This window comes from Pseudomonas sp. Os17 (genome assembly GCF_001547895.1).
Taxonomy (GTDB): Bacteria; Pseudomonadota; Gammaproteobacteria; order Pseudomonadales; family Pseudomonadaceae; genus Aquipseudomonas.
Genome location: NZ_AP014627.1, coordinates 6402768 through 6424543 on the forward strand (window position 1 = coordinate 6402768; position 21776 = coordinate 6424543).

24 protein-coding genes are annotated in these 21776 nt (G+C 64.7%); 6 read left to right on the forward strand and 18 right to left on the reverse strand.

Going from position 1 to position 21776, the window contains the following annotated elements:
* Window positions 1–150 precede the first annotated feature (150 nt).
* Window positions 151–2016 (forward strand): DEAD/DEAH box helicase, encoded by a 1866-nt coding sequence (locus tag POS17_RS28380; protein ID WP_060841505.1) that lies wholly within the window; start codon window positions 151–153, stop codon window positions 2014–2016.
* Window positions 2017–2320: 304 nt separating this feature from the next.
* On the opposite strand, the gene POS17_RS28385 is transcribed toward POS17_RS28380, so the two are convergent.
* Window positions 2321–2917: a YceI family protein gene (locus POS17_RS28385; RefSeq protein ID WP_060841506.1), complete on the reverse strand. Its 597-nt coding sequence runs from the start codon at window positions 2915–2917 to the stop codon at window positions 2321–2323.
* A gap of 32 nt (window positions 2918–2949) precedes the next feature.
* Window positions 2950–3501 carry a cytochrome b gene (locus POS17_RS28390; protein ID WP_016968753.1) on the reverse strand — a complete coding sequence of 184 codons (552 nt, stop codon included), beginning with the start codon at window positions 3499–3501 and terminating at the stop codon, window positions 2950–2952.
* 319 nt (window positions 3502–3820) lie between these two features.
* On the opposite strand from POS17_RS28390, the gene POS17_RS28395 reads away from it, so the two are divergent.
* Together POS17_RS28395 and POS17_RS28400 are read left to right on the forward strand one after the other, a co-directional pair.
* Window positions 3821–5227 carry an adenosylmethionine--8-amino-7-oxononanoate transaminase gene (locus POS17_RS28395; RefSeq protein ID WP_060841507.1) on the forward strand — a complete coding sequence of 469 codons (1407 nt, stop codon included), beginning with the start codon at window positions 3821–3823 and terminating at the stop codon, window positions 5225–5227.
* Window positions 5228–5379: 152 nt separating this feature from the next.
* Window positions 5380–6099, forward strand: coding sequence for a 16S rRNA (uracil(1498)-N(3))-methyltransferase (locus POS17_RS28400; RefSeq protein ID WP_060841508.1), 720 nt, complete (start codon window positions 5380–5382; stop codon window positions 6097–6099).
* A 128-nt stretch (window positions 6100–6227) separates the two neighbouring features.
* On the opposite strand, the gene POS17_RS28405 is transcribed toward POS17_RS28400, so the two are convergent.
* From POS17_RS28405 to POS17_RS28415, 3 genes are read right to left on the reverse strand one after another with little or no spacing between them, the layout of a single operon-like run.
* The gene (locus POS17_RS28405; protein ID WP_060841509.1) at window positions 6228–7130 is read right to left on the reverse strand and encodes a transporter substrate-binding domain-containing protein; all 903 of its coding nucleotides are present in this window, start codon (window positions 7128–7130) and stop codon (window positions 6228–6230) included.
* A gap of 29 nt (window positions 7131–7159) precedes the next feature.
* Entirely contained in the window at window positions 7160–7510 is a 351-nt protein-coding gene (locus POS17_RS28410) for a RidA family protein (RefSeq protein ID WP_060841510.1), read from the reverse strand.
* Window positions 7511–7530: 20 nt separating this feature from the next.
* Window positions 7531–8772, reverse strand: a complete 1242-nt coding sequence (locus POS17_RS28415; RefSeq protein ID WP_060841511.1) for a D-amino acid dehydrogenase — start codon at window positions 8770–8772, stop codon at window positions 7531–7533.
* Between the two features lie 122 nt (window positions 8773–8894).
* Here POS17_RS28415 and POS17_RS28420 point away from each other — a divergent pair, with 122 nt between their 5' ends.
* Entirely contained in the window at window positions 8895–9800 is a 906-nt protein-coding gene (locus POS17_RS28420; protein ID WP_060842026.1) for a LysR family transcriptional regulator, read from the forward strand.
* Window positions 9801–10189: 389 nt separating this feature from the next.
* Here POS17_RS28420 and trhA read toward each other — a convergent pair whose 3' ends face one another.
* Window positions 10190–10807, reverse strand: a complete 618-nt coding sequence (gene trhA, locus POS17_RS28425) for a PAQR family membrane homeostasis protein TrhA (RefSeq protein WP_060841512.1) — start codon at window positions 10805–10807, stop codon at window positions 10190–10192.
* 154 nt (window positions 10808–10961) lie between these two features.
* Here trhA and POS17_RS28430 point away from each other — a divergent pair, with 154 nt between their 5' ends.
* Window positions 10962–11879: a LysR family transcriptional regulator gene (locus POS17_RS28430; RefSeq protein WP_016968746.1), complete on the forward strand. Its 918-nt coding sequence runs from the start codon at window positions 10962–10964 to the stop codon at window positions 11877–11879.
* 182 nt (window positions 11880–12061) lie between these two features.
* Here POS17_RS28430 and madM read toward each other — a convergent pair whose 3' ends face one another.
* The 9 genes from madM to mdcA form a co-directional block, all read right to left on the reverse strand.
* Window positions 12062–12829, reverse strand: a complete 768-nt coding sequence (madM, locus tag POS17_RS28435) for a malonate transporter subunit MadM (RefSeq protein ID WP_016968745.1) — start codon at window positions 12827–12829, stop codon at window positions 12062–12064.
* A gap of 5 nt (window positions 12830–12834) precedes the next feature.
* A complete protein-coding gene (gene madL / locus POS17_RS28440) occupies window positions 12835–13227 on the reverse strand; it encodes a malonate transporter subunit MadL (RefSeq protein ID WP_060841513.1) in 393 nt (130 codons plus the stop codon).
* A 67-nt stretch (window positions 13228–13294) separates the two neighbouring features.
* Entirely contained in the window at window positions 13295–14230 is a 936-nt protein-coding gene (mdcH, locus tag POS17_RS28445) for a malonate decarboxylase subunit epsilon (RefSeq protein ID WP_060841514.1), read from the reverse strand.
* Window positions 14227–14853, reverse strand: a complete 627-nt coding sequence (locus tag POS17_RS28450) for a malonate decarboxylase holo-ACP synthase (protein ID WP_060842027.1) — start codon at window positions 14851–14853, stop codon at window positions 14227–14229. The genes mdcH and POS17_RS28450 overlap by 4 nt, the downstream gene beginning before the upstream one ends.
* Window positions 14850–15653, reverse strand: coding sequence for a biotin-independent malonate decarboxylase subunit gamma (gene mdcE, locus POS17_RS28455; RefSeq protein WP_060841515.1), 804 nt, complete (start codon window positions 15651–15653; stop codon window positions 14850–14852). The genes POS17_RS28450 and mdcE overlap by 4 nt, the downstream gene beginning before the upstream one ends.
* Window positions 15650–16501, reverse strand: coding sequence for a biotin-independent malonate decarboxylase subunit beta (locus tag POS17_RS28460; RefSeq protein ID WP_060841516.1), 852 nt, complete (start codon window positions 16499–16501; stop codon window positions 15650–15652). The genes mdcE and POS17_RS28460 overlap by 4 nt, the downstream gene beginning before the upstream one ends.
* Window positions 16494–16793, reverse strand: coding sequence for a malonate decarboxylase subunit delta (locus tag POS17_RS28465; protein ID WP_016968739.1), 300 nt, complete (start codon window positions 16791–16793; stop codon window positions 16494–16496). Before POS17_RS28465 ends, POS17_RS28460 begins: the two co-directional genes overlap by 8 nt.
* Window positions 16793–17668: a triphosphoribosyl-dephospho-CoA synthase gene (locus POS17_RS28470; protein WP_060841517.1), complete on the reverse strand. Its 876-nt coding sequence runs from the start codon at window positions 17666–17668 to the stop codon at window positions 16793–16795. The genes POS17_RS28465 and POS17_RS28470 overlap by 1 nt, the downstream gene beginning before the upstream one ends.
* Window positions 17668–19344 (reverse strand): malonate decarboxylase subunit alpha, encoded by a 1677-nt coding sequence (gene mdcA / locus POS17_RS28475; protein ID WP_060841518.1) that lies wholly within the window; start codon window positions 19342–19344, stop codon window positions 17668–17670. The genes POS17_RS28470 and mdcA overlap by 1 nt, the downstream gene beginning before the upstream one ends.
* 419 nt (window positions 19345–19763) lie before the next feature.
* Here mdcA and POS17_RS28480 point away from each other — a divergent pair, with 419 nt between their 5' ends.
* Complete coding sequence (locus POS17_RS28480; RefSeq protein ID WP_060841519.1) at window positions 19764–20024, forward strand: hypothetical protein; 261 nt, start codon at window positions 19764–19766, stop codon at window positions 20022–20024.
* Between the two features lie 175 nt (window positions 20025–20199).
* On the opposite strand, the gene POS17_RS28485 is transcribed toward POS17_RS28480, so the two are convergent.
* From POS17_RS28485 to POS17_RS31370, 3 genes are all read right to left on the reverse strand, one after another.
* On the reverse strand, window positions 20200–20541 hold the full coding sequence (locus POS17_RS28485; RefSeq protein WP_060841520.1) for a hypothetical protein: 342 nt from the start codon (window positions 20539–20541) through the stop codon (window positions 20200–20202).
* On the reverse strand, window positions 20538–20699 hold the full coding sequence (locus tag POS17_RS32095) for a hypothetical protein (RefSeq protein ID WP_159426434.1): 162 nt from the start codon (window positions 20697–20699) through the stop codon (window positions 20538–20540). The genes POS17_RS28485 and POS17_RS32095 overlap by 4 nt, the downstream gene beginning before the upstream one ends.
* Before the next feature lie 178 nt (window positions 20700–20877).
* On the reverse strand, window positions 20878–21765 hold the full coding sequence (locus tag POS17_RS31370; RefSeq protein WP_231978986.1) for a hypothetical protein: 888 nt from the start codon (window positions 21763–21765) through the stop codon (window positions 20878–20880).
* Window positions 21766–21776 lie beyond the last annotated feature (11 nt).

The following is a 21776-nucleotide window of genomic DNA, read 5'->3' on the forward strand; positions in this document are numbered from 1 at the left end:
CGCTACGGCGCAGCCATCCGGCCCGCGCGAGCCACCGGTGAATGAGCCTTCAGGCCAGCAGGACCGGACGGGATTGCGTCCTCTTAAACGCCATTCACGCTCGGCAAGATTATCCCTTTGGGCCAAGCCCTCACTAAAACAGGATTACTCATGTCCTTTGCTTCCCTCGGTCTCTCCGAGGCTTTAGTCGGCGCCATCGAAGCCGCCGGCTACACCCAGCCTACTCCGGTGCAACAGCGGGCCATCCCCGCCGTGTTGCAAGGTCGCGATCTGATGGTCGCGGCACAGACAGGTACTGGTAAAACCGGCGGTTTCGCCCTTCCGATCCTGGAGCGGTTGTTTCCCAACGGTCACCCGGACAAATCCCAGCGTCACGGCCCGCGCCAACCCCGCGTCCTGGTCCTGACCCCGACTCGCGAACTGGCCGCGCAAGTGCATGACAGCTTCAAGCTGTACGCCCGCGACCTGAAGTTCGTCAGCGCCTGCATCTTCGGCGGCGTCGGCATGAACCCCCAAGTCCAGGCCATGGCCCGTGGCGTGGACGTGCTGGTGGCGTGCCCCGGCCGTCTGCTGGACCTGGCCGGCCAAGGCAGCGTCGACCTGTCCCACGTGGAAATCCTCGTGCTCGACGAAGCCGACCGCATGCTCGACATGGGCTTCGTGCATGACGTGAAGAAAGTCCTCGCGCGCCTGCCGGCCAAGCGCCAGAACCTGCTGTTCTCCGCGACCTTCTCCAAGGACATCACGGACCTGGCCGGCAAGCTGCTGCACAACCCCGAGCGCATCGAAGTCACTCCGCCCAACACCACGGTGGAGCGCATCGAGCAGCGGGTGTTCCGCCTGCCCGCCAGCCACAAACGCTCGCTGCTGGCGCACCTGATCACCGCCGGCGCCTGGGAACAGGTCCTGGTGTTCACCCGCACCAAGCATGGCGCCAACCGCCTGGCCGAGTACCTGGACAAGCACGGCCTGAGCGCCGTGGCGATCCACGGCAACAAGAGCCAGAACGCCCGCACCAAGGCCCTGGCCGACTTCAAGGCCGGCGACGTGCGGATCCTGGTGGCCACCGATATCGCCGCTCGCGGCCTGGATATCGACCAATTGCCCCACGTGGTCAACTTCGAGCTGCCTAACGTCGACGAAGACTACGTGCACCGTATCGGTCGTACCGGCCGTGCCGGTCGCTCGGGCGAGGCCATCTCCCTGGTGGCCCCGGACGAAGAAAAACTGCTGAAAAGCATCGAGCGCATGACCAAGCAGAAGATCGCCGATGGCGACCTGATGGGCTTCGATGCCAGCGCCGTGGAAGCCGAGAAGCCGGAAGTGCGCGAGCGTCCGGACGTACGCAACCCGCGCAATCCTCGCGGCCCACGTGGCGACGGCCCGAACGGCGGCGGTGGCGGCGGTGGTCGCAAGGACAAGGGCAAGGACAAGGGCGGCAAAGACAAGCCGGCCCGTGGCGAACGCCCGGCCCGCGAGCAGAAGCCCCGCGAAGGCACCCCGGCTCGCGAACAGCGCCAGCCGACGCCCCGTGCCGATCGGGCACCGGACGAGTTCCTCGACGACGACGTGGACAACTTCGGTAACCGCGCCGACTACGTCAGCCCCTACCAGAACAAGAACAACCAGGGCCGCGGCCGCCGTCCAGGGGCTCCGGCCCTGGGTGCAGGCGCCGGTGCCGGCAATCCGCCTCGCGGCGGCGGCCAGGGTCGCTCCGGTAGCCCGCGCAACAGCAACGGCAGCACCACCGGCACCGCACCCGCCAAGCGCAGCGGCGGTCCACGCAACGGCGCCCCGCGTGACAGCCAGGGCCGTCGCGACGAATCGCGCAATCGCCGGCCGAACCGTGACGATCAGGCCCGCCAGGAGCCTGCGGTGCAGAACCCTCGGAGCAACCAGCCGAAGATCATGCACAAAGAGTCCAAGATCGATCGTTTCCCGACGCCTGAGCAACTGGACCAGTTGCCAAGCCGTCCACGGGGCGAGAAGCCGGCGCTGCTGACCCGCAATCGCTGAGTCACCGCGCTGAAATGAAAAACGCCCCTGGTCGCAAGACCCGGGGCGTTTTTTGTGGGGGCTGGTCGAGAGTGCTTTCTGTAGCCGCTGCCGCAGGCTGCGAACGACGGGGAACTCGGCGCAAGGGCCTGCCAGGCTCACCGGGTTGCATGACGGGCAATAAAAAACGCCCCCGATTTGTGGTCGGGGGCGCTTTTTTTGCCTTGGCGCAGGTTGCGATCGGTCCAATACGGGCTGTGCGAATTGAATCGCGGAGGCCCTGCGGGCCTTGTCGCAGCCTGCGGCAGCGGCTACAGGCGAAGCATTACTTCGCTTTCACACCTTCAAAGCTGATGTACAGGTCGACGTTGTTGGACGCCGGGCCCAGGTCCATCATCTTGCCGAAATCCTGGCGATTGATGCTGGTGGTGCCTTCGAAGCCGGCACGGTAGCCGCCCCATGGATCCTTGCCTTCACCCAGGAAAGTGGCCTTGACCACGACCGGCTTGGTCACGCCGTGCAGGGTCAGGTCGCCCGCCACGTCGGCGGTCAGCTTGCCATCGGCATTCTTGCCGGTGGGCTTGACGCTGGTGGAGACGAACTTGGCATCGGCAAACTTGCTGGATTCCAGGAAGTCCTTGCTGGTGATGTGCTTGTCACGTTCGGCGTGATTGGTGAACACGCTGGCGGTGCGCACGTTGACTTCGATCTTGGCGTCTTCCGGCTTGGCCGCGTCGAAGCTGAACTTGCCGTCCAGGTCCTTGAAGGTACCGGTGATGAAGCTGTAGCCCAGGTGGCTGATCTTGAAGTCGACGAAGGCGTGCTGGCCTTCCTTGTCGATCACGTAGTCCGCTGCCATCACTTGACCGGCCGCCAATACAGCAGAACCGATGGCCAATGCGGCGAGAGTCTTTTTCAACATGCTTTCTATTCCTTTTGAGTCAAGGTTGAACATCAGGCTTTGCGACCCAGCATACGGGTGAGGGTCGCATCACGATCGATAAAGTGGTGCTTCAAGGCGGCCAGGCCATGGATGCCGGCGAAAATCACCAGCGCCCAGGCCAGGTACAGATGCACCACACCTGCTACATCTGCCTGGTCCGGCAGTCCGGAAACCAGGGCAGGAACTTCAAACAAGCCAAACACCGGGATACCCACGCCGTCTGCGGTGGAAATCAGGTAGCCGGCAATCATCACCGCGAACAGACCCAAGTACAGGAACCCATGTCCCAACTTGGCCCCCAGGCGGGTCAGACGTCCATGGTTGGCCGGCGCTGGCGGCGGAGGGCTGACAAACCGCCACAACACCCGCAGCAGCATGATCGCGAACAGCGTCAGGCCAATGCTCTTGTGCAGGTCCGGCGCGTCTTTGCGCCAGGTGCTGTAGTAGTCGAGGCCGACCATCCACAGGCCCAGGGCGAACAGACCGAAGACTGCCAGGGCCACGCCCCAGTGCAGAACAATGCTTACCCAGCCGTAGCGAGAAGAAGAATTACGTAACTGCATCAGTTGCATCCTGTAAGAAACGCTGACCAAGACTAGCGATTTACCTATCGAATTAAAGCGAAAAAATTTGCTTTGAAATATCGAGAAATACGATCAGTACTCTGGGCTCAGGGTATTAAGAAAAGATTAAGGGCATTTTCTGACGCTTTCGAGGCCATCGCCACCCGTGCCCTGGCAGCGAGCGGCTACGTCTTTACCCCTGGGTCGCGCCGTCCCCGGTTGCCGCCCTGCACAATAGGTTGTCCCGCGGCCATGCATTGCATAGGCTTGCCCGATTGTTCGCCCGCCCCCTCAGCGAGCTGCCTCCAGGAGACTGTACATGGGCCTGAATAACCAGTGGATGCAACGCGATCTTGCGGTGTTGTGGCATCCCTGCACCCAGATGAAAGACCACGAACAACTGCCGTTGATCCCGATCAAGCGCGGTGAAGGCGTCTGGCTGGAAGACTTCGAAGGCAAACGTTACCTGGATGCCGTCAGTTCCTGGTGGGTCAACGTCTTCGGCCACGCCAACCCGCGCATCAACCAGCGCATCAAGGACCAGGTGGACCAGTTGGAACACGTGATCCTCGCCGGTTTCAGCCACCAACCGGTGATCGAGCTGTCCGAGCGCCTGGTGCAGATCACCCCCGAAGGCCTGACCCGCTGCTTCTACGCCGACAACGGTTCGTCGTGCATCGAAGTGGCGATGAAGATGAGCTTCCACTACTGGATCAACCGCGGCCAACCGAACAAGAAGCGCTTCGTCACCCTGAGCAACAGCTACCACGGCGAAACCATCGCCGCGATGTCGGTGGGCGACGTGCCGCTGTTCACCGAAACCTACAAGGCCCTGCTGCTGGACACCCTCAAGGTGCCGAGCCCGGACTGCTACCTGCGGCCCGACGGCATGAGCTGGGAAGAACACTCGCGAAACATGTTCGCCGCCATGGAACAGACCCTCGCCGAACACCACGACACGGTAGCCGCGGTCATCGTCGAGCCATTGATCCAGGGCGCCGGCGGCATGCGCATGTACCACCCGGTGTACCTCAAGCTGCTGCGCGAAGCCTGCGACCGCTACGGCGTGCACCTGATCCACGACGAGATCGCCGTCGGCTTCGGCCGCACCGGCACGATGTTCGCCTGCGAACAGGCCGGCATCCGCCCGGACTTCCTGTGCCTGTCCAAGGCCCTGACCGGCGGCTACCTGCCCCTGGCCGCGTGCATGACCACCGACGACGTCTACAGCGCCTTCTACGACGACTACCCGACCCTGCGCGCCTTCCTCCACTCCCACAGCTACACCGGCAACCCGCTGGCCTGTGCGGCGGCCCTGGCGACCCTGGACATCTTCGAGCAGGACAACGTCATCGCCAACAACCGCGCCCTGTCCCAGCGCATGGCCAGCGCCACCGCGCACCTGGTGGACCACCCCCACGTCGCCGAAGTGCGCCAGACCGGCATGGTCCTGGCCATCGAGATGGTCCAGGACAAGGCCGGCAAGGCCGCCTACCCCTGGCAGGAGCGGCGTGGCCTGAAGGTGTTCCAGCACGCCCTGGAGCGCGGTGCGCTGCTGCGTCCCCTGGGCAGCGTGGTGTACTTCCTGCCGCCCTACGTGATCACCCCGGAGCAGATCGACTTCCTCGCCGAAGTGGCCAGCGAAGGCATCGACATCGCCACCCGCGACAGCGTCAGCGTGGCCGTGCCCAAGGACTTCCACCCGGGCTTTCGCGATCCGGGCTAGAGCAGGCCATCAAGGGTGGCGAGGGACCGCGTAGCGGTCCCAAACCAGGCTGAGCACCTCGGCGGCTTCAACGACGGCTTCGCCGCCGAGCGGGAGCCAGCTGCCTCGCCACAGAAGGCTTTCCACCGATACACATTCAACAGAGAACCCAGATGAGACTGTCCCGCTTCTTTATCGACGCCCCCCTGAGCCTCGGCGAGCACGAACTGCCGGAAGCCCAGGCCCACTACATCGGGCGCGTGCTGCGCATGGCTGAAGGCGATGCGCTGCAAGTGTTCGACGGCTCGGGAACGGAGTTTCGCGGCACCCTGGTGGAAGTGGGCAAGAAGCGCGTGCGCGTGCAGCTGGATGAACGCTTTGCCGGCCAGCCAGAGTCGCCGCTGCGGATTCACCTCGGTCAGGGCCTGTCCCGGGGCGAACGCATGGACTGGGCGATTCAGAAAGCCACGGAGCTGGGGGTCAGCGAGATCACCCCGATCTTCAGCGAGCGCTGCGAAGTGCGGCTCAAGGACGAACGCGCCGACAAGCGCCTGCTGCACTGGCGCCAGGTGGCCATCAGCGCCTGCGAGCAATGCGGGCGCTCGCAAGTCCCGGTGATTCATCCGCCCGTGCTGCTGGCGGACTGGATCAAGCAGACCGAGGCCGACCTGAAGCTGGTGCTGCACCCGGTGGCCGAGCCCCTGGAAAGCCATGCCAAACCGCAGACCCTGGCCTTCCTGATTGGCCCGGAAGGCGGCCTGTCCGATGCCGAAGTGGAGCAGGCCCACGGCGCCGGCTTCCTGCCCGCCCGCCTCGGCCCTCGCGTGCTGCGTACCGAAACCGCCCCGGTGGTGGCCCTGGCCGTGGCCCAGCAACTGTGGGGCGATTTCTAAAACAGTCCCCGGTCAAACACCCACCGTAGGAGCTGGCTTGCCAGCGAAGGCGCCCACCAGTCCCGTACACGTCTCAAGGGCCCCTTCGCCGGCAAGCCGGCTCCTACAGGTGGCGGCGCAACAGCCGGTTACTCCACCGGATCGCTGGTGGGCCGGGCGATGATGGCTTTCAGCTCGGCGGTCATGGGGAACTCCAGGTTCAGGCCCTTGGGCGGAATCGGCTGCTGGAACCAGCGCTGGTAGATGCCGTTGATTTCCCCGGAGCGGTACAGATCCGCCAAGGCGCCGTTGACCAGCGCCAGGAACTGCGGATCATCCTTGCGCACCATGCAGCTGTAGATCTCCCGCGACTGCTCCTCCCCCACCACCACCCAATTGTGCGGATCGCGAGCCTTGGCCCGTTCGCCGTAGAGCAGCGCATCATCCATGTAGAACGCCGCCGCGCGCCCGGTCTGCAGCATCTGGAACGCCTCGCCGTGGTCCTTGGCGCTGATCACGAACATGTCGATCTTGTGCTCGACGTTGTAGTTCTTGAGAAACCGCTCGTTGGTGGTCCCCGCCGTGGTCACCACGTTCTTGCCCCGCAGGTCGGCGAAGCTTTTGATCCCACTGTCCTTGGCGGTCAAGAGTTGCCCTTTGACGTAGATAAAACCGTAGGAGAACGCCACCTGCTTCTGCCGCTCGGCGGTCACCCCGGTGGAGCCGCATTCCAGGTCCACGGTGCCGTTCTGCACCAGGGGAATGCGCGTCTGCGAGGTCACCAGGTTGTACTTCACATTCAGCTTGGGCAGGTGCAACTGCTGCTGGATGCGCTCCACCACCTTGCTCGCCAGCTCCACCGAATAGCCCATGGGCTTGCCGCTGTTGTCGCCCACGTAGGAAAAGGGCACCGAAGCGTCGCGATAACCCAAGGTAATGCTGGCGCTGTTGGCGATCTTGGCCAGGGTGCCATCCAGGGGCGCCTCGTTGGCCTGGGAAATGGCGCTGAACAACAGCCCCAGGGTGCAGCCGAGCAACGTGATCTTATGCATTGTTATTCTCCGTTGTGGGTTAAGGCGGCTCAGCGGCGAACCGCGATGACACTGATTTCGACAAGGATCTGCGGGCGTGCCAGGGCCGCCTGCAAGGTGGTACGCGCCGGCGCCTGGCCGGGAGACAGCCAGGCCGACCAGACTTCGTTCATCACCGCGAAGTCGGCCTGGATGTCCTTGAGGTAGATCGTCGCGCTCAAGAGATGGTCCTTGTCGCTACCGGCCTCGGCCAGCAAGGCGTCGATCTTCTCCAGCACCTCACGGGTCTGGCCGCCGATGTCGCTGCTGGCCCCCGGCACTTGGCCGGAGAGAAACACCAGTTCGGCAAAGGTCACCGCGCCACTCAGGCGCTCGTTGCTGTGGATACGCTGGATACTCATCTGAAGACTCCCTTGAACGTTCAGGCGACGCGGGGCGTCAGGCCCTGCATGTCGATGCTGGTGGAGCGCTGGCCGATCAGTTCGCTCAGCAACTGGCCGCTGCCACAGGCCAGTGTGAAACCCAGCGCGCCGTGGCCGAGGTTGAGCCACAGGTTGCGGTAGGCGGTGGCGCCGATCAGCGGCACGCCGCTGGGGGTGGCCGGACGCATGCCGGCCCATTCGATGGCGGCCTGATAATCGCCGGCGTCGGCGAAGGTCTGCTCGGCCTGCCGGCGCATCAGGGCCAGGCGATCCGGTTCCGGGGACGGATCGAAGCCGACGATGTCGACCATCGCCGCCACCCGCAGTTGCTGGCCGATACGCGCGTAGACGATCTTGCGGTTGTAGTCGGTGATGCTGATCTCCGGTGCCCGGTGCTGCGGGCCGATGGGCACGCTGAGGCTGTAGCCCTTGAGCGGATACAGCGGCAGCTTGAGCCCCGGCAGGCGCAACTCGGGGCTGCGATGACCGGCCGCCAGCACCAGCTGTTGCACCGGCAATTGGCGCTCGCCCAGGTCGATGGCCTGGACCCGGTCGCCCCCATGGTGGATGGCCCGGACCCGCTGGCCGAGGAGGATTTCGCAGCGCCCGGAAGCCCGCAGCCACGCCGCCAGCTGCTGGCAGAACGCGTGGCAGTCGGCCACTTCTTCATCCGGGGTATAGATGCCACCGACGAAGGGCGTGTCCCCCAGGGTCGGCTCCAGGGCGGTGCATTCGGCGGCGGACAACACCTGCTGCTGGCGGCTGTCCGCCAGGTTGCGCCGGGCATGTTCGAAGCTGCCGGGCTCGCGAAAGGTCACCAGCTTGCCGTTGCGCCGCCAGTCGAAGCCCTGCAGGCCATCCTCTTCGCGCCAGCGTTGCAGGGTGCTCTGGCTGAGCAGCGCCAGGCGCAACAGGTGAGCGCCATTGCGCTGGTTCACCGAGTGCCGGCAAGCCCCGAGAAACCCCGCCAGCCAGCGCCACTGCGCCGGGTCCAGGCGCGGGCGCAGCTTGAGCGGCGAGTCGCCCTTGAGCATCCAGCCCAAGGCCTGCCAGGGCACGCCGGCATCGGCCAAAGGCGCCACATAGCGATAGGACAACTGCCCGCCGTTGGCGAAGCTGGTCTGGCTGCCCAGGGAGTCCTGGGCCTCCACCAGGGTCACCTCGAAGCCCTGGCGGACCAGGGCGTAGGCACTGGCCAAGCCGATGACGCCGCCACCGATGATGCAAACCTGCTGACTCATGACTGCCCCTGGCCCGTTGTTCGATGACCGATTGTTCGATGGCCCAAGGTTAGGGGCAGGTGACAGGCGCCGGACAATGAATAAAGATGCACCTCCCATAAACAAAGGTTATGGGCTGCCCCATGCGCCTGCGTCATATCGAAATCTTCCAGGCCATCCGCCAGGCCGGCTCCATCAGCGGCGCCGCGCAGTTGCTGCACGTCTCGCAACCGGCGGTGACCAAGGTCCTGCAGCACGCCGAACTGCAGCTGGGTTTCCCGCTGTTCCTGCGGGTGCGGGGCAAGTTGCAGCCGACTCCGGAAGCCCTGGAGCTGGAGCGCGAAGTGGACAAGGTCAGCGAAAGCCTGCAAGGCGTGCGGCGCCTGGCCCAGAACCTGCGCCGGGCACCGGGCCACAGCCTGCGCATCGGCGCCACCCCGGCCCTGGCCCTGGCGCTGCTGCCACCGGCCATCCGTGAATGGACCCGCCTCTACCCGGACAGCCTGTGCGAACTGTCCAGCGCCCACAGCCGCGAACTGGTGCAGAACCTGCTGATGCGGGAAATCGACGTGGCCCTGACCCTGCAGCGCCCGGATCACCCCGGGCTCTGCGCACAGCCCCTGGCCGAGGGCGTGCTGGTGGCCCTGGCGCCGCTGGACTATTGGCCGCCCGCCGTGCGCGGCCAGCCGCTGGCCCTGATGGAATTGGCGGATGCACCGCTGATTGGCCTGAGCAGCAGCGACCCGCTGTCGGCGCGCCTGGACAGCTACCTCAAGGCCGTGGAGCCGCCGCCGCGGATCAGCATTGCCGTACAGACCTACTCCCTGGCCCGGGCCATGGTCGAGTCCGGCGCCGGGTTGGCACTGATCGACCCGTTCACCGCCCTGGGCGCATCAACCGCCAGCACCGTCATCCGGCCCCTGAGCCCGCCGCTGCCGATCACCCTGTACGCGGTGACCCGCGCCGCCGAACCGCCGCCCCACACCCTGGCCAGCCTGCTGGAGATCTTCGCCCGCCAGGCCCAGGCCCAACTCGACCATCCCTTGTAGGCGCTGGCTCGCCAGCGAGGGCGGCCGCAAGCCCGGTGCAAATCGCGAGGGACTCTTCGCCGGCAAGCCGGCTCCTACACCAATCTGCAGTCCCTCGCCCCGTAGGAGCTGGCTTGCCAGCGAAAGCGGCCGCAAGCCCGGTGCAAATCGCGAGGGACTCTTCGCCGGCCAGCCGGCTCCTACACCAATCTGCAGTCCCTCGCCCCGTAGGAGCTGGCTTGCCAGCGAAAGCGGCCGCAAGCCCGGTGCAAATCGCGAGGTACTCTTCGCCGGCAAGCCGGCTCCTACACCAATCCGCAGTCCCTCGCCCCGTAGGAGCTGGCTTGCCAGCGAAAGCGGCCGCAAGCCCGGTGCAAATCGCGAGGGACTCTTCGCCGGCCAGCCGGCTCCTACAGGACGTAGAAGAGGATGGCGACGAAATGCAGCAGGCTGCCGGCAATCACGAACAGGTGCCAGATGCCGTGGGCATGGCGCAGGCGGCTGTCCAGGGCGAAGAAGATGATGCCCACGGTGTACAGCACCCCACCCGCCGCCAGCCAGGCAAACCCGGCGGTTCCCAGGGCCGCCAGCAACGGCTTGACCGCCACCAGGACGATCCAGCCCATCACCGCGTAGATCACGATGGAGAGGATCCGCGCCTCGGAACGCGGCTTGATCTCCTGGAGGATGCCGATCAGCGCCAGCCCCCAGACAATCCCGAACAGGGTCCAGCCCCAGGGCCCGCGCAGGGTCACCAGGCAGAACGGCGTGTAGCTGCCGGCAATCAGCAGGTAGATCGAAAAGTGATCGACCTTCTGCATGATGTTCTTCGCCCGGCCGCGCACGCTGTGATAGACCGTGGACACGCTGTAGAGCACCAGCAAGGTGAAGGCGTAGATCGCCACACTGACGATCTTCCACGGACTGCCGTCGATACTGGCCAGCACCACCAGCCAGATGCCGCCGATAAACGCCGCGATCGCCCCCAGCAAGTGGGTCCAGGCGTTGAATCTTTCTCCGTGATACATCGGTCACTCACCCTTGAAACATGAAAAACCACGCAAGGCTCAGGCCTGCAGTTTGAAAGCGCAATAGCTCAATGGGGGCACGGCGGATAAAAAACCAGCGGCCACTTTCGGACTCATCGGGCATCATCAGCCCCTCATCAGCCGAGGCCGGACCATGCTCATCGACGAAGAGTTGACCCTGAAAAAGCTCGAAGTGTTTCTGGCCTTCATGCGCACCGGCAACCTGGCCCGCGCCGCCGCCGAGTTGCAGACCAGCAATGTCAGCGTGCATCGGGCCATCCACTCCCTGGAAAACGCCCTGCGCTGCCCGCTGTTCAAGCATGAAGGACGCAACCTGACGCCGCTGGAAAGCGCCTTCGTGCTGGAGGAACGCGCGCAGAAGCTGGTGCAGGACGTGGTCGAGAGCGTGCGCCTGACCCGTGAAGCGGCAGGCTTCTCTGCAGAACGCTTCAAGCTCGGCGCGCTTTACTCATTGACGGTGAAAACCGTGCCGCAACTGATCATGGGCCTGAAGCTGCGCCGCAGCGAACTGAATATCGACCTGATCCTGGGCTCCAACATCGACCTGCTGTACAAACTCAAGAACATGGAAGTGGACGCCATCCTGATTTCCCTGGACGACAGCGTCAACGACCCGGACTGCGAGCAGTTGCCGCTGTTTTCCGACGATATCTTCCTCGCCACCCCGGCCGATTCGCCCTTCGCCCAGCAGCGCGAAGTGGACCTGGCCGACGTGCGCGACGCCACCTTCATCACCCTGACCCAGGGCTTTGCCACCCATCAGGACGGGGTGCGGGTGTTCAAGCAGGCGGGGTTCGAACCGAAGGTGGCGATGCAGGTCAATGACATCTTCACCCTGCTGAGCATGGTCAGCTCCGGGGTCGGTTATGCGTTGCTACCGGGAAGGATTGCCGCGGTGTATGAAAACCGCGTGAAGCTGATACCGCTGCAGGCGCGCTACCGCCTGCAGCAACATATCGGCGTGGTGTTTCTCAAGGCCAAGGAGCGCGACCCCAACCTGTTGGCGCTGCTGGCTGAATGCCGGATGTACGCCAACCGGCAAAGTACCTAGAAGCCCGCCCAACGGCGCTCGGCTCGGCCTTGCCTGGGCGCTGGCTTGCCAGCGAAAGCATGCGCAAGCCCGGCACAAACTCCGAGGGCCCCTTCGCCGGCAAGCCGGCTCCTACACGAAATCCGCGATGCACTCGCCTCGTAGGAGCTGGCTTGCCAGCGAACGTGCCCGCAAGCCGGCCCCTACGCGCCCAGCAGGCCGCGCATCAGCAGGAACAGCAACGACGGCCCGAGCAGGCAACCCAGGGCGGTGTAGAACGCCGCTGTCAGGCAACCGTAGGGCACCAGCTTCGGATCGGTGGCCGCCAGGCCCCCGGCAACGCCGCTGGAGGTGCCCATCAGGCCGCCGAAGATCACCGCGCTGCGCGGGTTGTTGAGGCCGATCAACGGCGCCACGAACGGCGTCATCACCATCACCAGGATCGCCTTGATCAACCCCGCGGCAATCGACAGCGCCATGACTTCGGAGCTGGCGCCAATCGCCGCACCGGTCACCGGGCCGACGATGTAGGTCACCGCCCCGGCGCCGATGGTGGTCAGGCTCACCGCATCGGTGTAGCCAAAGGCCATGGCCACGCCGACCCCGGCGACAAAGGACGAGCCAACCCCGACAAACAGCGCCAGCACGCCCACGAACCCGGCACGCTTGAGCTCCTCGACACTGACCCCGAAGGCCGTGGCGACAATCGCGAAGTCCCGCAGCATGGCCCCGCCCAGCAGGCCGATGCCCGACAACAGCGGAATGTCCACCACGCCCTTCTGCCCGCCGGTGAAGGCGCCACCGACATAGGACAGCACCAGCCCCAGCAGAATGGCGATGGCCGAGCCGTGCAGGCGGCCCTTGGTAAAGGTGTTGGAGATCCAGTAGGACACCCACATGGTGATCCCGATCACCGCGAAACCGCTGATCAGCCCGTAGCCGGTAATGACCTTCATCATCGATTCGTACATGGCCCTTACCCCACTGTTTTCTGAGCAACGGCCGCATCCGGCGCCTTGTTGCCGATGCGCACCAGCACCGGCACCAGGGCGAAGGCGATCACCACCGCCAGGGTGCCCGCGAGAATCGCCATCGGCCCGCCCTTGAGCGCGCCGTAGACGTTCTGCTGCGCGGCCATGGCCACCACGATGGGGATGTACACCGCGCCCCAGAACTCCACGCCCTGTTCGGACTTGCCGGCGAACAGCCCGCGCTTGTGCAGGTAGCTGCCCAAGCCGATCAACAGCAGCATGGCGATACCGACACCGCCGACATTGGCCGGCACGCCGATCAATTTGCCCAGCAGCTCACCGATGAAAATACCCACCAGGGTACAAAAGGCCAGAAAGGCCACACCGTAGATAATCATTGTTGTTGTCCTCAAAGTGCATCGTCGAAGTTGTTGTTCTTGTGCTTCGTCAGCCTGAGTCGGTGCTCTATCGGTCGCGGCTTCCCTCCTCACTCAACAGGGCTTGCAGGGTGTCCAGGCGCGCGCCGTCGAAGGCGATCACCGTCCCTTGGGCAAACACCCGGCGGGCCAGCCCGGTCAGTACCGCACCGGGAGGCAATTCGATCTGCAAGCGTACCCCGCGCTCGTAGGCGCCTTGCACGGTGCCGCGCCAATCCACCACCCGGCACATGTTGAACGCCAGGTCGTCGCGCAGCTGCTCCAGCGTGCGCAGCGGTCGGGCCCGACTGCCACTCAGGTAACCCAGCACGGGCATCTGCAGGGGCACTTCGGCAAAGGCCGCGGCCAGGGTCTGGGCCGGTTGCTCCAGCAGCGGGCAATGGGACGGCACGCTGACCGCCAGCCGCTTGGCCACGCCGACTCCGCAACCCCGGGCCAGCTCGGCCACCGCCTGCATCGCCGCATCGCTGCCGGCGATCACCACCTGGCTGTCGGCGTTGATATTGGCCAGGTACACCGGCGTCTGCGGGCTGTGGACCTGGGCCAGCAAATCCTCCACCGCCGCCAGATCCAGGCCGATCAATGCGGTCATGCCATAGCCCTGCGGATACGCCTGCTGCATCAACTCGCCCCGCAGGCGCACCAGGCGCAAGGCATCGGCAAACTCCAGGGCCCCGGCCACCACCGCCGCCGGATAGGCACCGATGGACAGGCCCGCCACATAGTCCGCCTTGAGCGGCGCTTGCAACAGGGTCCGGGCACTGGCCACGCCGGCGATCAGCAGGCACAACTGCACCGCCCGGGTGCTGGCCAGGGCCTGGGGCGAATCCAGGGTCAGTACGTCTTCCCCCAGGACCTCACTGGCTTCCTGCAGGCAGGCGCGGGTTTGCGGGCTTGGCGGCAGACGCTGGAGCATCCCCGGCTGCTGCGCGCCCTGGCCCGGAAACACCAACAGGCTGCTCATGCCACCTGCTCCAGAAGGCACCAAGGATCACTGACCAAGCGCGCGCCTTCGGCACTCTTGAGCAGCACCCGAGGCGCCGCTCCCGCCCATTCACGCAGCGCCACGGCCCCGGCCGGAACCTGCAGTTGCAGGTCTACCGGGCACTCGGCGCGCTCCAGCAGGGCCAGCAGCTCCCGGGCCTGAGCCCGGGAAAAGGGTTCCGGTGTGCGCAGGATCAGGTCCAGGTCACTGTGCTGATGCAGCGCAGCCACCCCGGAGGCCAGCTCGAAACCGGCACTGCCGCTGACGCCCCAGACCAGGCCCAGGGCATTCAGCTCGCCCCGCAGTTGCTGCAAGGCCTGAAGCGCCGGCAATGAGCGTGTGCCATTCAACTGGCACAGCGCTTCGGGATACACCCCGCGCTGCACCGAGTCCAGCGCCAGCAACGCCGGGTAGCGCTGCTCGCGGGTGCGGCCGCGCAGGCCGACCGCGATCTGCCCCGGCGCCGTCAGCGCCCGCCGCACCACCACCGGCTGCCCCGCCTCCAGCACGGCAAAGGCCCAATCCGGCGCATCGGCGGCCAACTGCGCCGGGGTCATGCCCCACAGCAGGTCGTGGGGCAGCCAGGGGCCGAAGCCGTTCACCATTGTTCCCGCAGCAATTGGCGGACCCGGCTCGACGCCGCCCGGTTCGCCGCCCCCAGCCGGCCGCTCAGGTCGACGCCCTTGGCCCGCACATCGACGATGGCCGCCAGCAGACACTCCTCGACCGCGACCCGATCCTCGGCCGTGGGCTGTTCGATCTGCCGCACCGACAGGCTTTCCCAGAGCAGGCCCAGGCCGGCGTAGCTGTCGATGTCATAGGCCATGGGCGGCACGCTGGCGGCCAGGGCTTCCAGTTCCTCGACACTGCGCAGGGTGACCCGCGCCGCCGAGGCCTTGCCCATGGCGTGCACCATCACCCCCGGGTCGCGCAGGGCGATCAGGCGGTTGGCCTGATACCCGTGGGCCAGAAAGGCTCCGGACATGGCCTTGCCCACCAGCAGGGCAATCACCGGGTGTCCGGCCAGGCGGGCCCGGGCATAGCTGTCGGCGGCCGCGGCCAGGGCCTGATGAATGCCCAAGGCTTCTTCACGCCGGCCATAGGCCTGGCTCGGTACATCGACGATGGCGATCAGCGCCCGCTTGTGGGGCTGGTCGCGGTCGGCATCGATCACCTCATCCACCGCCTTGGCCAGGCCCCAGCCTTCCAGCAGGCCGACCTCGCCCTGGCGGGCACGGGGAAAACGATTCTCCGGGTCGGCCACCACGGCGATAAAACGCACCGGCTGCCCGGCCAGCTCGCCATCGGCCACCCGCAGCGACGGCGGCAGGCCGGTCAGCGGCGCGACGCCGCCACTCAAGGCGTTGAACCAGTTCAGGCCCCGCAACGAACACGCACTCATGAGCGGTCTCCTTGATACAGATCGCGAACCGTCGCCGCATCGATTTGCGGCCCAGTGTCCAGACGAGCCAGACGTTGCAGGTAGTGTTCGGCCTCGCGGCTGCGTTGCCGTTGCGGCAAGCCGAGGGCCAGCAGTTCGCGGACCTGGGCCTGGATCTGCGCCACATCGTCGGCCACATACCGGTCCACCAGGCCACTGGCGAAACGCTGCTCGCCGCCGGTCAGGCTCCAGATGAACGGCCGGTCCCGGGAGTCGTATTCCTCAAGCCCGGCCTCCTGTTCGATCACCTGCGGGCCGTTGAGCCCCAGGCGCGCTTCCTGGGTGACCAGCAGATAACTGCACAGCCCGGCGGCAATCGACATGCCGCCAAAGCAGCCGACGCTGCCGGCCACCACGCCGATCACCGGCTGGTACTGGCGCAGGTCGACAATCGCCGCATGGATGTCGGCAATCGCCGCCAGCCCCAGGTTGGCTTCCTGCAAGCGCACGCCACCGGTTTCCAGCAGCAGCACGGCGCGGGTCGGGGTGCCGTTGCGGTTGTCCTCGGCGGCCAGTTCCAGGGCCCCGGCGATCTTCGCCCCGCCCACTTCACCCAGGCTGCCGCCCTGGAAGGCGCCTTCGATGGCGGCCACCACCACCGGCAGGCCGTCGATGCTGCCCTTGGCGATCACCACCCCGTCATCGGCCTGGGGCACCACGCCCTGGCGCGCCAGCCACGGCGACATGACCCGCTGGAACGGGTCCAGCAGCTCACGGAAACTGCCGGCATCCAGCAAGGCCCGAGCGCGCTGCCGAGCACCCAGCTCGACGAAGCTGTGCTTGTTCAATAAACGTGCGCTGTCAGTCATGGCCGATCTCCTCGAAGCCCTGTTCCAGGCGCAGGCGCACCACCCCCGGGGTGGCGCCGAAATCATGGATATCGATCAGCAGCGCCGGCGGTGTCTGGCCGTCGAACATGCGCTCGAACAGGTGCTGCCAGCGCGCGGCGCTGCCATTGACCGAGGTCTGCACCTGGATGGTCAGTTTGCCGGGCTGCCCCGGCTCCAGCAGCACTTCCAGGTCGCCGGAGCCGACACAGCCCACCAGGGCGCGGCCACGACCGGGCTGGCCGGCGGGAAATTCAAAGGACAAGGTTTCCATCAGTTCGCTCCCGGGTGAAAGGCGTCGGCGGATTCGATCCGGTCCAGCAGCAGGCTGGCCGCCAGCAAGTCGGCGGCACCGCCGGGCGAGGCATTCAAGGTCAACAGTTGCAGGTCCAGTTCGTGCAGGCGGCGGCGCCCGGCGAGGCTGGCGCTGCCACCGGCATCGAGCACCGCCTGGGCGCCCTGTTGCATGGCCAGCAGGCCTTGTTCACCGGCGCGGTAGAGCACGCAGGTGTCGGCCAGCCGGCTCATGATCGCCAGCAAGGCATCGAGTCGGGCGTTCTGTTCGCCATGGCCCTGGGCACGGCTGCGCTTGAGCTGCGGCAACCCCCATTGCAGCACCGCGGGAAAGCCCTGCTGGGCTTCTTCCCGAGCGCCACGCACGCCGTAGCGCAGCGCCACCTGGGCGCCGTGGCTCAGGGGCCGTGGGGCATAGCGATCCTCCAGCAGGGCCAGGCGCGCGGCCCGCAGCGCGACACTGCCGGCACGGGTGGATCGCGGCTCCAGCGCGGCGGCGGCCACCAGCAGGCCCAGGGCCCAGATCGCCCCACGGTGAGTGTTCACCCCGCCGGTGGTGGTCAGCATGGCTCGCTCGCCTTCACGACCGATGCGCCCCAGGGCTTCGCGCAGGGGCAGGCCGACGGCGCCGAATGCCAGCGCCGCCTCGGCCATTTCCTTGAACGCCGGCCACAGGGCCAGGGCCGAAGCGTGCATCAGGCCCAGGTGCAGGTCGCTGTGGGCGCCATTGCCACGGCGGTCCACCAGGGCCGGCTTGGGCGACAGGTCGGCCTCGTCGATCAGCGCGTCCACCGCCAGGTCCGCCAGGCGCTCGGCCAGGCTCAGGGGTTGTGATTGCAGGTTGAGTGCGTGCATTACCAGCTCCTGAACTTGGCGGGTGGGTTGTACAAGCCACCGGACCACTGCACCAGATCGGCGACGCTTTTCGCCGCCAGCAGCTCGCGGCTGGCATCGGTGCGGCGGATGCCCAGGTCTTCGGGCAAGGCGATCAGGCCTTCACGGCGCATGCGCGCGGTGTCCTTGGGGTTGTGCCGCAGGCCGATGGCAGTGACTCCGGCCACGGCGGCGATCATCGCCTGGCGCTCTTCCAGGGAGCGGGCCTTGTACAGGTAGGCGATGCCCTCCTCGGTCAGCAGGTGGGTGACGTCGTCGCCGTAGATCATGATCGGCGCCAGCGGCATGCCGCTCTTGCGCGCCACGTCCACCGCGTCCAGGGTCTCGACGAAGGTCGGTTTGCCGCCTTCCTGGAAGGTTTCCACCATCTGCACCACCAGCTTCTTGCCGCGTTCGAGCATGGCCTGGGGCGCATCGCTTTGATCCTGGCGCATATCCAGCCAGGCCGGAGTGCCGTGGCGGCGCCCGCGCGGGTCGTGGCCCATGTTCGGCGCACCGCCGAAACCGGCCAGGCGGCCGCGGGTCACGGTGGAAGAATGGCCATCGCCATCCACCTGCAAGGTGGCGCCGATAAACAGATCCACCGCGTACTGCCCGGCCAGTTGGCAGAACATCCGGTTGGAACGCAGCGAGCCATCGCGGCCGGTGAAGAACACGTCCGGGCGCGCGGCGATGTAGTTCTCCATGCCCAATTCGGTACCGAAGCAATGCACGCTGTCCACCCAGCCGCTTTCGATGGCCGGGATCAGGGTCGGGTGGGGATTGAGGGTCCAGTTGCGGCAGATCTTGCCCTTGAGCCCCAGGGATTCGCCGTAGGTGGGCAGGATCAGCTCGATGGCCGCGGTGTTGAAACCGATGCCGTGGTTCAGCGACTGTACGTTGTGTTTTTCGTAGATGCCGCGAATCGCCATCATCGCCATCAACACGTGCACCGGCTTGATATGGCGCGGGTCACGGGTGAACAGCGGCTCGATGTAGAACGGCTTGTCGGCCACCACCACGAAATCCACCCAGGACGCGGGAATGTCGACCCGGGGCAGCTCGCTGACGTCGTCCACCAACTGGTTGACCTGGACGATGACAATGCCGTCGCTGAAGGCCGCCGGCTCGATCAGCGCCGGGGTGTCCTCGGTACTGGGGCCGGTGTAGATGTTGCCGGCGCGGTCGGCCATGAAGCCGGCGGACAGCACCACATTGGGGATCAGGTCCACCACCAGCCGCGCATAGAGCTCGATGTAGGTGTGGATGGCGCCGATTTCCAGCAGCCCGTCTTCCAGCAACTGGCTGATGCGCAGGCTCTGGGTGCCGGCGAAGGAGAAGTCCAGCTTGCGGGCGATGCCGCGCTCGAACAGGTCCAGGTGCTCGGAGCGGCCGACGCTGGGCATGATCATGTGCAGGTCATGCAGCTTGGCCGGGTCGGCCTTGGCCAGGGAGCGGGAGAGAAAGTCCGCCTGCTTCTGGTTGTTGCCCTCCAGCACCACCCGGTCGCCGGGCAGGATCAGAGCCTCCAGCGCCGCGACGATCTTGTCGGTCGGCAACACCACGCCATCGGCGAGGGCCCGCACCTGCTCGAGGCGCCGCTGCTTTTCGCTGCGCCGCCGCGACCAGCGCGCGTCGGGGGAAATTATTGTTGTCATGCTCACTCCACGGGTTCGCTGTCGTGGCAGTCACCTTAGGAGTGAAAACGGGGGGCATCAATCAAGCGCGGCGTTGGATCGTTACGCTGAGGGTAATGATTGAATCGAAGGCCGGCTGTAGGTAATGGCAACACATTGGCGGTTGTTGCAGCGCAGGGGGAACCGCATAGTTGCCCGGTCGCCGATGCATCGGCGGCCGATCTTAGCCGGTCGAGCCTGTTCACGGACGCACAAGCGCTTGCCTATAATGCCGGCGCTTTTTGCCGCCTGGCATTTTGCTATGGCGGCTGTGCGCGGGACACCTTCGGGTGTGCCGGAGGTTCCGTGAATTCCTCTGGTCGGCTAACCCGCGTGCAGCTGCCACCCTCTTTGTTTAGCCGCAAAAGGTAGTAGCTCCTCAAAAAACACGGAGGTGCGCTATGTCTGATTTCATCCCGCTACACAGCAATCTCACCCCTACCCCAGTGTTCCACCTCGACCGCGACGCCCCGGCAGCGGACTTGCACGGCGGCGCGGTGCAGCGCATCAAGGCCTCGCGCGACCTGCTGCACAGCCTCAACTGCCTGAGCCTCAAAGGCGTCGACGAACGCGACCTGAACCACTTCGTCAACGCCGCCCACCTGCTGCTGCAAGACGGCTGCGATGCCCTGGACGCCTTGCAGTGGCGGCTGGAGGCGTAAAGACCTCGGTCAAACCTGCCCGGTTGGCCTCCTTGGGGGTCAACCGGCGGTCTGGTCTTGCTCCTGCGCGGGCTCGGACGAAGGGCCCATCCAGGTGCCATACAGCTTCTTGGTATTGATAAAGGCAAACAGCCCTACACCGAGGGCGAGCACCAGGAATCCCCAATAAGCCTGGTCATTCCATTGAAAAGCCACCCACGCCTTGTACAGAAAAAAACCGACAGCACCGGCTCCCGCAAGACCGAGCACCGAGATGAAAAACCAATAAATCAAACGTTCCGGTGGCGATTTCCAGGCACAGTTGTCCTTTGGCCAGGCCGGCGCTGTCCCAGACGTGCAACACGCTGCTGCACAGTTCCCGCTCCAGGGGTTCCTGCTCGCCCTTGAGCGGGCTGCCGGCCCGATCCAGCAGCACCAGCTTCTGGCTCTCGGGGTGATCCTTGCCGATCACCTGGACGATCAGTTTGCCGACTTCGCAGGCCGGGCCCGGGCTCAGGCTACCGATGGGGGCGCTCATGTCAGTGACTCCTTGTCTTGCCAATGCCGACGTAACAGTTCCAGGCGGTCCTCATTGCTGGTGTGTGAAGCCAGACACGGCAGGTCGTGGTGGGCATAGCGCAGCCGCAGGTCGAGAAAACGCTGCAGTTCCTCGGCCTGGACGAAGCCCAGATCCATACCCTGCTCCAGGTACTCACTCGCCTGGGTGAATGACAGGCCGTGCTGCAGCTTCCACCATTGATAACTGCATGGGCGTGCCGCCCTTGTGCTTCTGGCATAGCTCCACCAGAGGCAGGTGTTCCTTGAGGCGTTGTTGTAGAAGCGCCCCGACAACAGTGACGCCGGAGCTAGCGATTCAATCTGGCTTTTCAGGCGATTGGCGTTGCTGTTCAAGATTCTTTTTTTGTTCGATATCGATGAGTCGAGTGGTAGGGCCATTTGGCTTTAAACGTTCCATCACCAATTTTGGCCAGAGCTTACGACTGCGGCGTTTGGCGACGCTGTAGGTGAACTCCTGAATGGTATTCATAGGACTAAACAATATGCCCATTATTAATAGGTAGAAATCCGCAAAATCCAGAAAATTTTTACCACCGTTTCTTTTGTACTCAGTAAAAATTCGCTCCCACGTATTTTTGAAAAGCTTCGTTCCACTTCCAGAAATCTCCAGCTGACTTTTAATAAATACATCAGACTCGCTATGTCTACCATGCTCATCAAACCATGGTCCATTATTCATGTATGCACGCAGATACTCCCAAGAGCTTTCCTGCAATTCAAGGCTTTTACCCATAGGTAATCCTAGGCTTAGCATCAACTGTTTTTCCGGATGACAAAAACATTGAACTAAAATCTCCAACGAGGCATGACGCATGTCTCCGGTATAAGGTCCCATCATCTGAAATTGGTATGCAACCGCAGCTATACCATCCCAAGGAGTATGAAATAATTCGTCATCGTGCTGAAAGTAGACTTCACGAGTACGTCGATTGAAAAGTATAGGGGGTGGCACAGAGCGGAGTACTTCCCAAAGAAAAGGCACGATGAATAGAGAAATCGCGAGCAAGAGCACTTCCAGTGCAGGCTGATATCTGCCATTCCATAAAAAATACGCAGATATACATAAAAACATCAACCCAGACATTCCACCCAACATACCTGTCAACATCCCTTTATATGAGCCCCCTCCACTGGCAACTTCTAAATAAATTTCATTATGCTCCTCAATATCGAGCAAATTCATGGGCGACCTGC

Bases quoted from the DNA above. Each gene is read 5' to 3' on its own strand.
- POS17_RS28380 (WP_060841505.1), top strand. From the start codon at position 151: ATGTCCTTTGCTTCCCTCGGTCTCTCCGAGGCTTTAGTCGGCGCCATC.
- POS17_RS28385 (WP_060841506.1), bottom strand. From the start codon at position 2,917: ATGTTGAAAAAGACTCTCGCCGCATTGGCCATCGGTTCTGCTGTATTG.
- POS17_RS28390 (WP_016968753.1), bottom strand. From the start codon at position 3,501: ATGCAGTTACGTAATTCTTCTTCTCGCTACGGCTGGGTAAGCATTGTT.
- POS17_RS28395 (WP_060841507.1), top strand. From the start codon at position 3,821: ATGGGCCTGAATAACCAGTGGATGCAACGCGATCTTGCGGTGTTGTGG.
- POS17_RS28400 (WP_060841508.1), top strand. From the start codon at position 5,380: ATGAGACTGTCCCGCTTCTTTATCGACGCCCCCCTGAGCCTCGGCGAG.
- POS17_RS28405 (WP_060841509.1), bottom strand. From the start codon at position 7,130: ATGCATAAGATCACGTTGCTCGGCTGCACCCTGGGGCTGTTGTTCAGC.
- POS17_RS28410 (WP_060841510.1), bottom strand. From the start codon at position 7,510: ATGAGTATCCAGCGTATCCACAGCAACGAGCGCCTGAGTGGCGCGGTG.
- POS17_RS28415 (WP_060841511.1), bottom strand. From the start codon at position 8,772: ATGAGTCAGCAGGTTTGCATCATCGGTGGCGGCGTCATCGGCTTGGCC.
- POS17_RS28420 (WP_060842026.1), top strand. From the start codon at position 8,895: ATGCGCCTGCGTCATATCGAAATCTTCCAGGCCATCCGCCAGGCCGGC.
- trhA (WP_060841512.1), bottom strand. From the start codon at position 10,807: ATGTATCACGGAGAAAGATTCAACGCCTGGACCCACTTGCTGGGGGCG.
- POS17_RS28430 (WP_016968746.1), top strand. From the start codon at position 10,962: ATGCTCATCGACGAAGAGTTGACCCTGAAAAAGCTCGAAGTGTTTCTG.
- madM (WP_016968745.1), bottom strand. From the start codon at position 12,829: ATGTACGAATCGATGATGAAGGTCATTACCGGCTACGGGCTGATCAGC.
- madL (WP_060841513.1), bottom strand. From the start codon at position 13,227: ATGATTATCTACGGTGTGGCCTTTCTGGCCTTTTGTACCCTGGTGGGT.
- mdcH (WP_060841514.1), bottom strand. From the start codon at position 14,230: ATGAGCAGCCTGTTGGTGTTTCCGGGCCAGGGCGCGCAGCAGCCGGGG.
- mdcE (WP_060841515.1), bottom strand. From the start codon at position 15,653: ATGAGTGCGTGTTCGTTGCGGGGCCTGAACTGGTTCAACGCCTTGAGT.
- POS17_RS28460 (WP_060841516.1), bottom strand. From the start codon at position 16,501: ATGACTGACAGCGCACGTTTATTGAACAAGCACAGCTTCGTCGAGCTG.
- POS17_RS28465 (WP_016968739.1), bottom strand. From the start codon at position 16,793: ATGGAAACCTTGTCCTTTGAATTTCCCGCCGGCCAGCCCGGTCGTGGC.
- POS17_RS28470 (WP_060841517.1), bottom strand. From the start codon at position 17,668: ATGCACGCACTCAACCTGCAATCACAACCCCTGAGCCTGGCCGAGCGC.
- mdcA (WP_060841518.1), bottom strand. From the start codon at position 19,344: ATGACAACAATAATTTCCCCCGACGCGCGCTGGTCGCGGCGGCGCAGC.
- POS17_RS28480 (WP_060841519.1), top strand. From the start codon at position 19,764: ATGTCTGATTTCATCCCGCTACACAGCAATCTCACCCCTACCCCAGTG.
- POS17_RS28485 (WP_060841520.1), bottom strand. From the start codon at position 20,541: ATGAGCGCCCCCATCGGTAGCCTGAGCCCGGGCCCGGCCTGCGAAGTC.
- POS17_RS32095 (WP_159426434.1), bottom strand. From the start codon at position 20,699: ATGGATCTGGGCTTCGTCCAGGCCGAGGAACTGCAGCGTTTTCTCGAC.
- POS17_RS31370 (WP_231978986.1), bottom strand. From the start codon at position 21,765: ATGAATTTGCTCGATATTGAGGAGCATAATGAAATTTATTTAGAAGTT.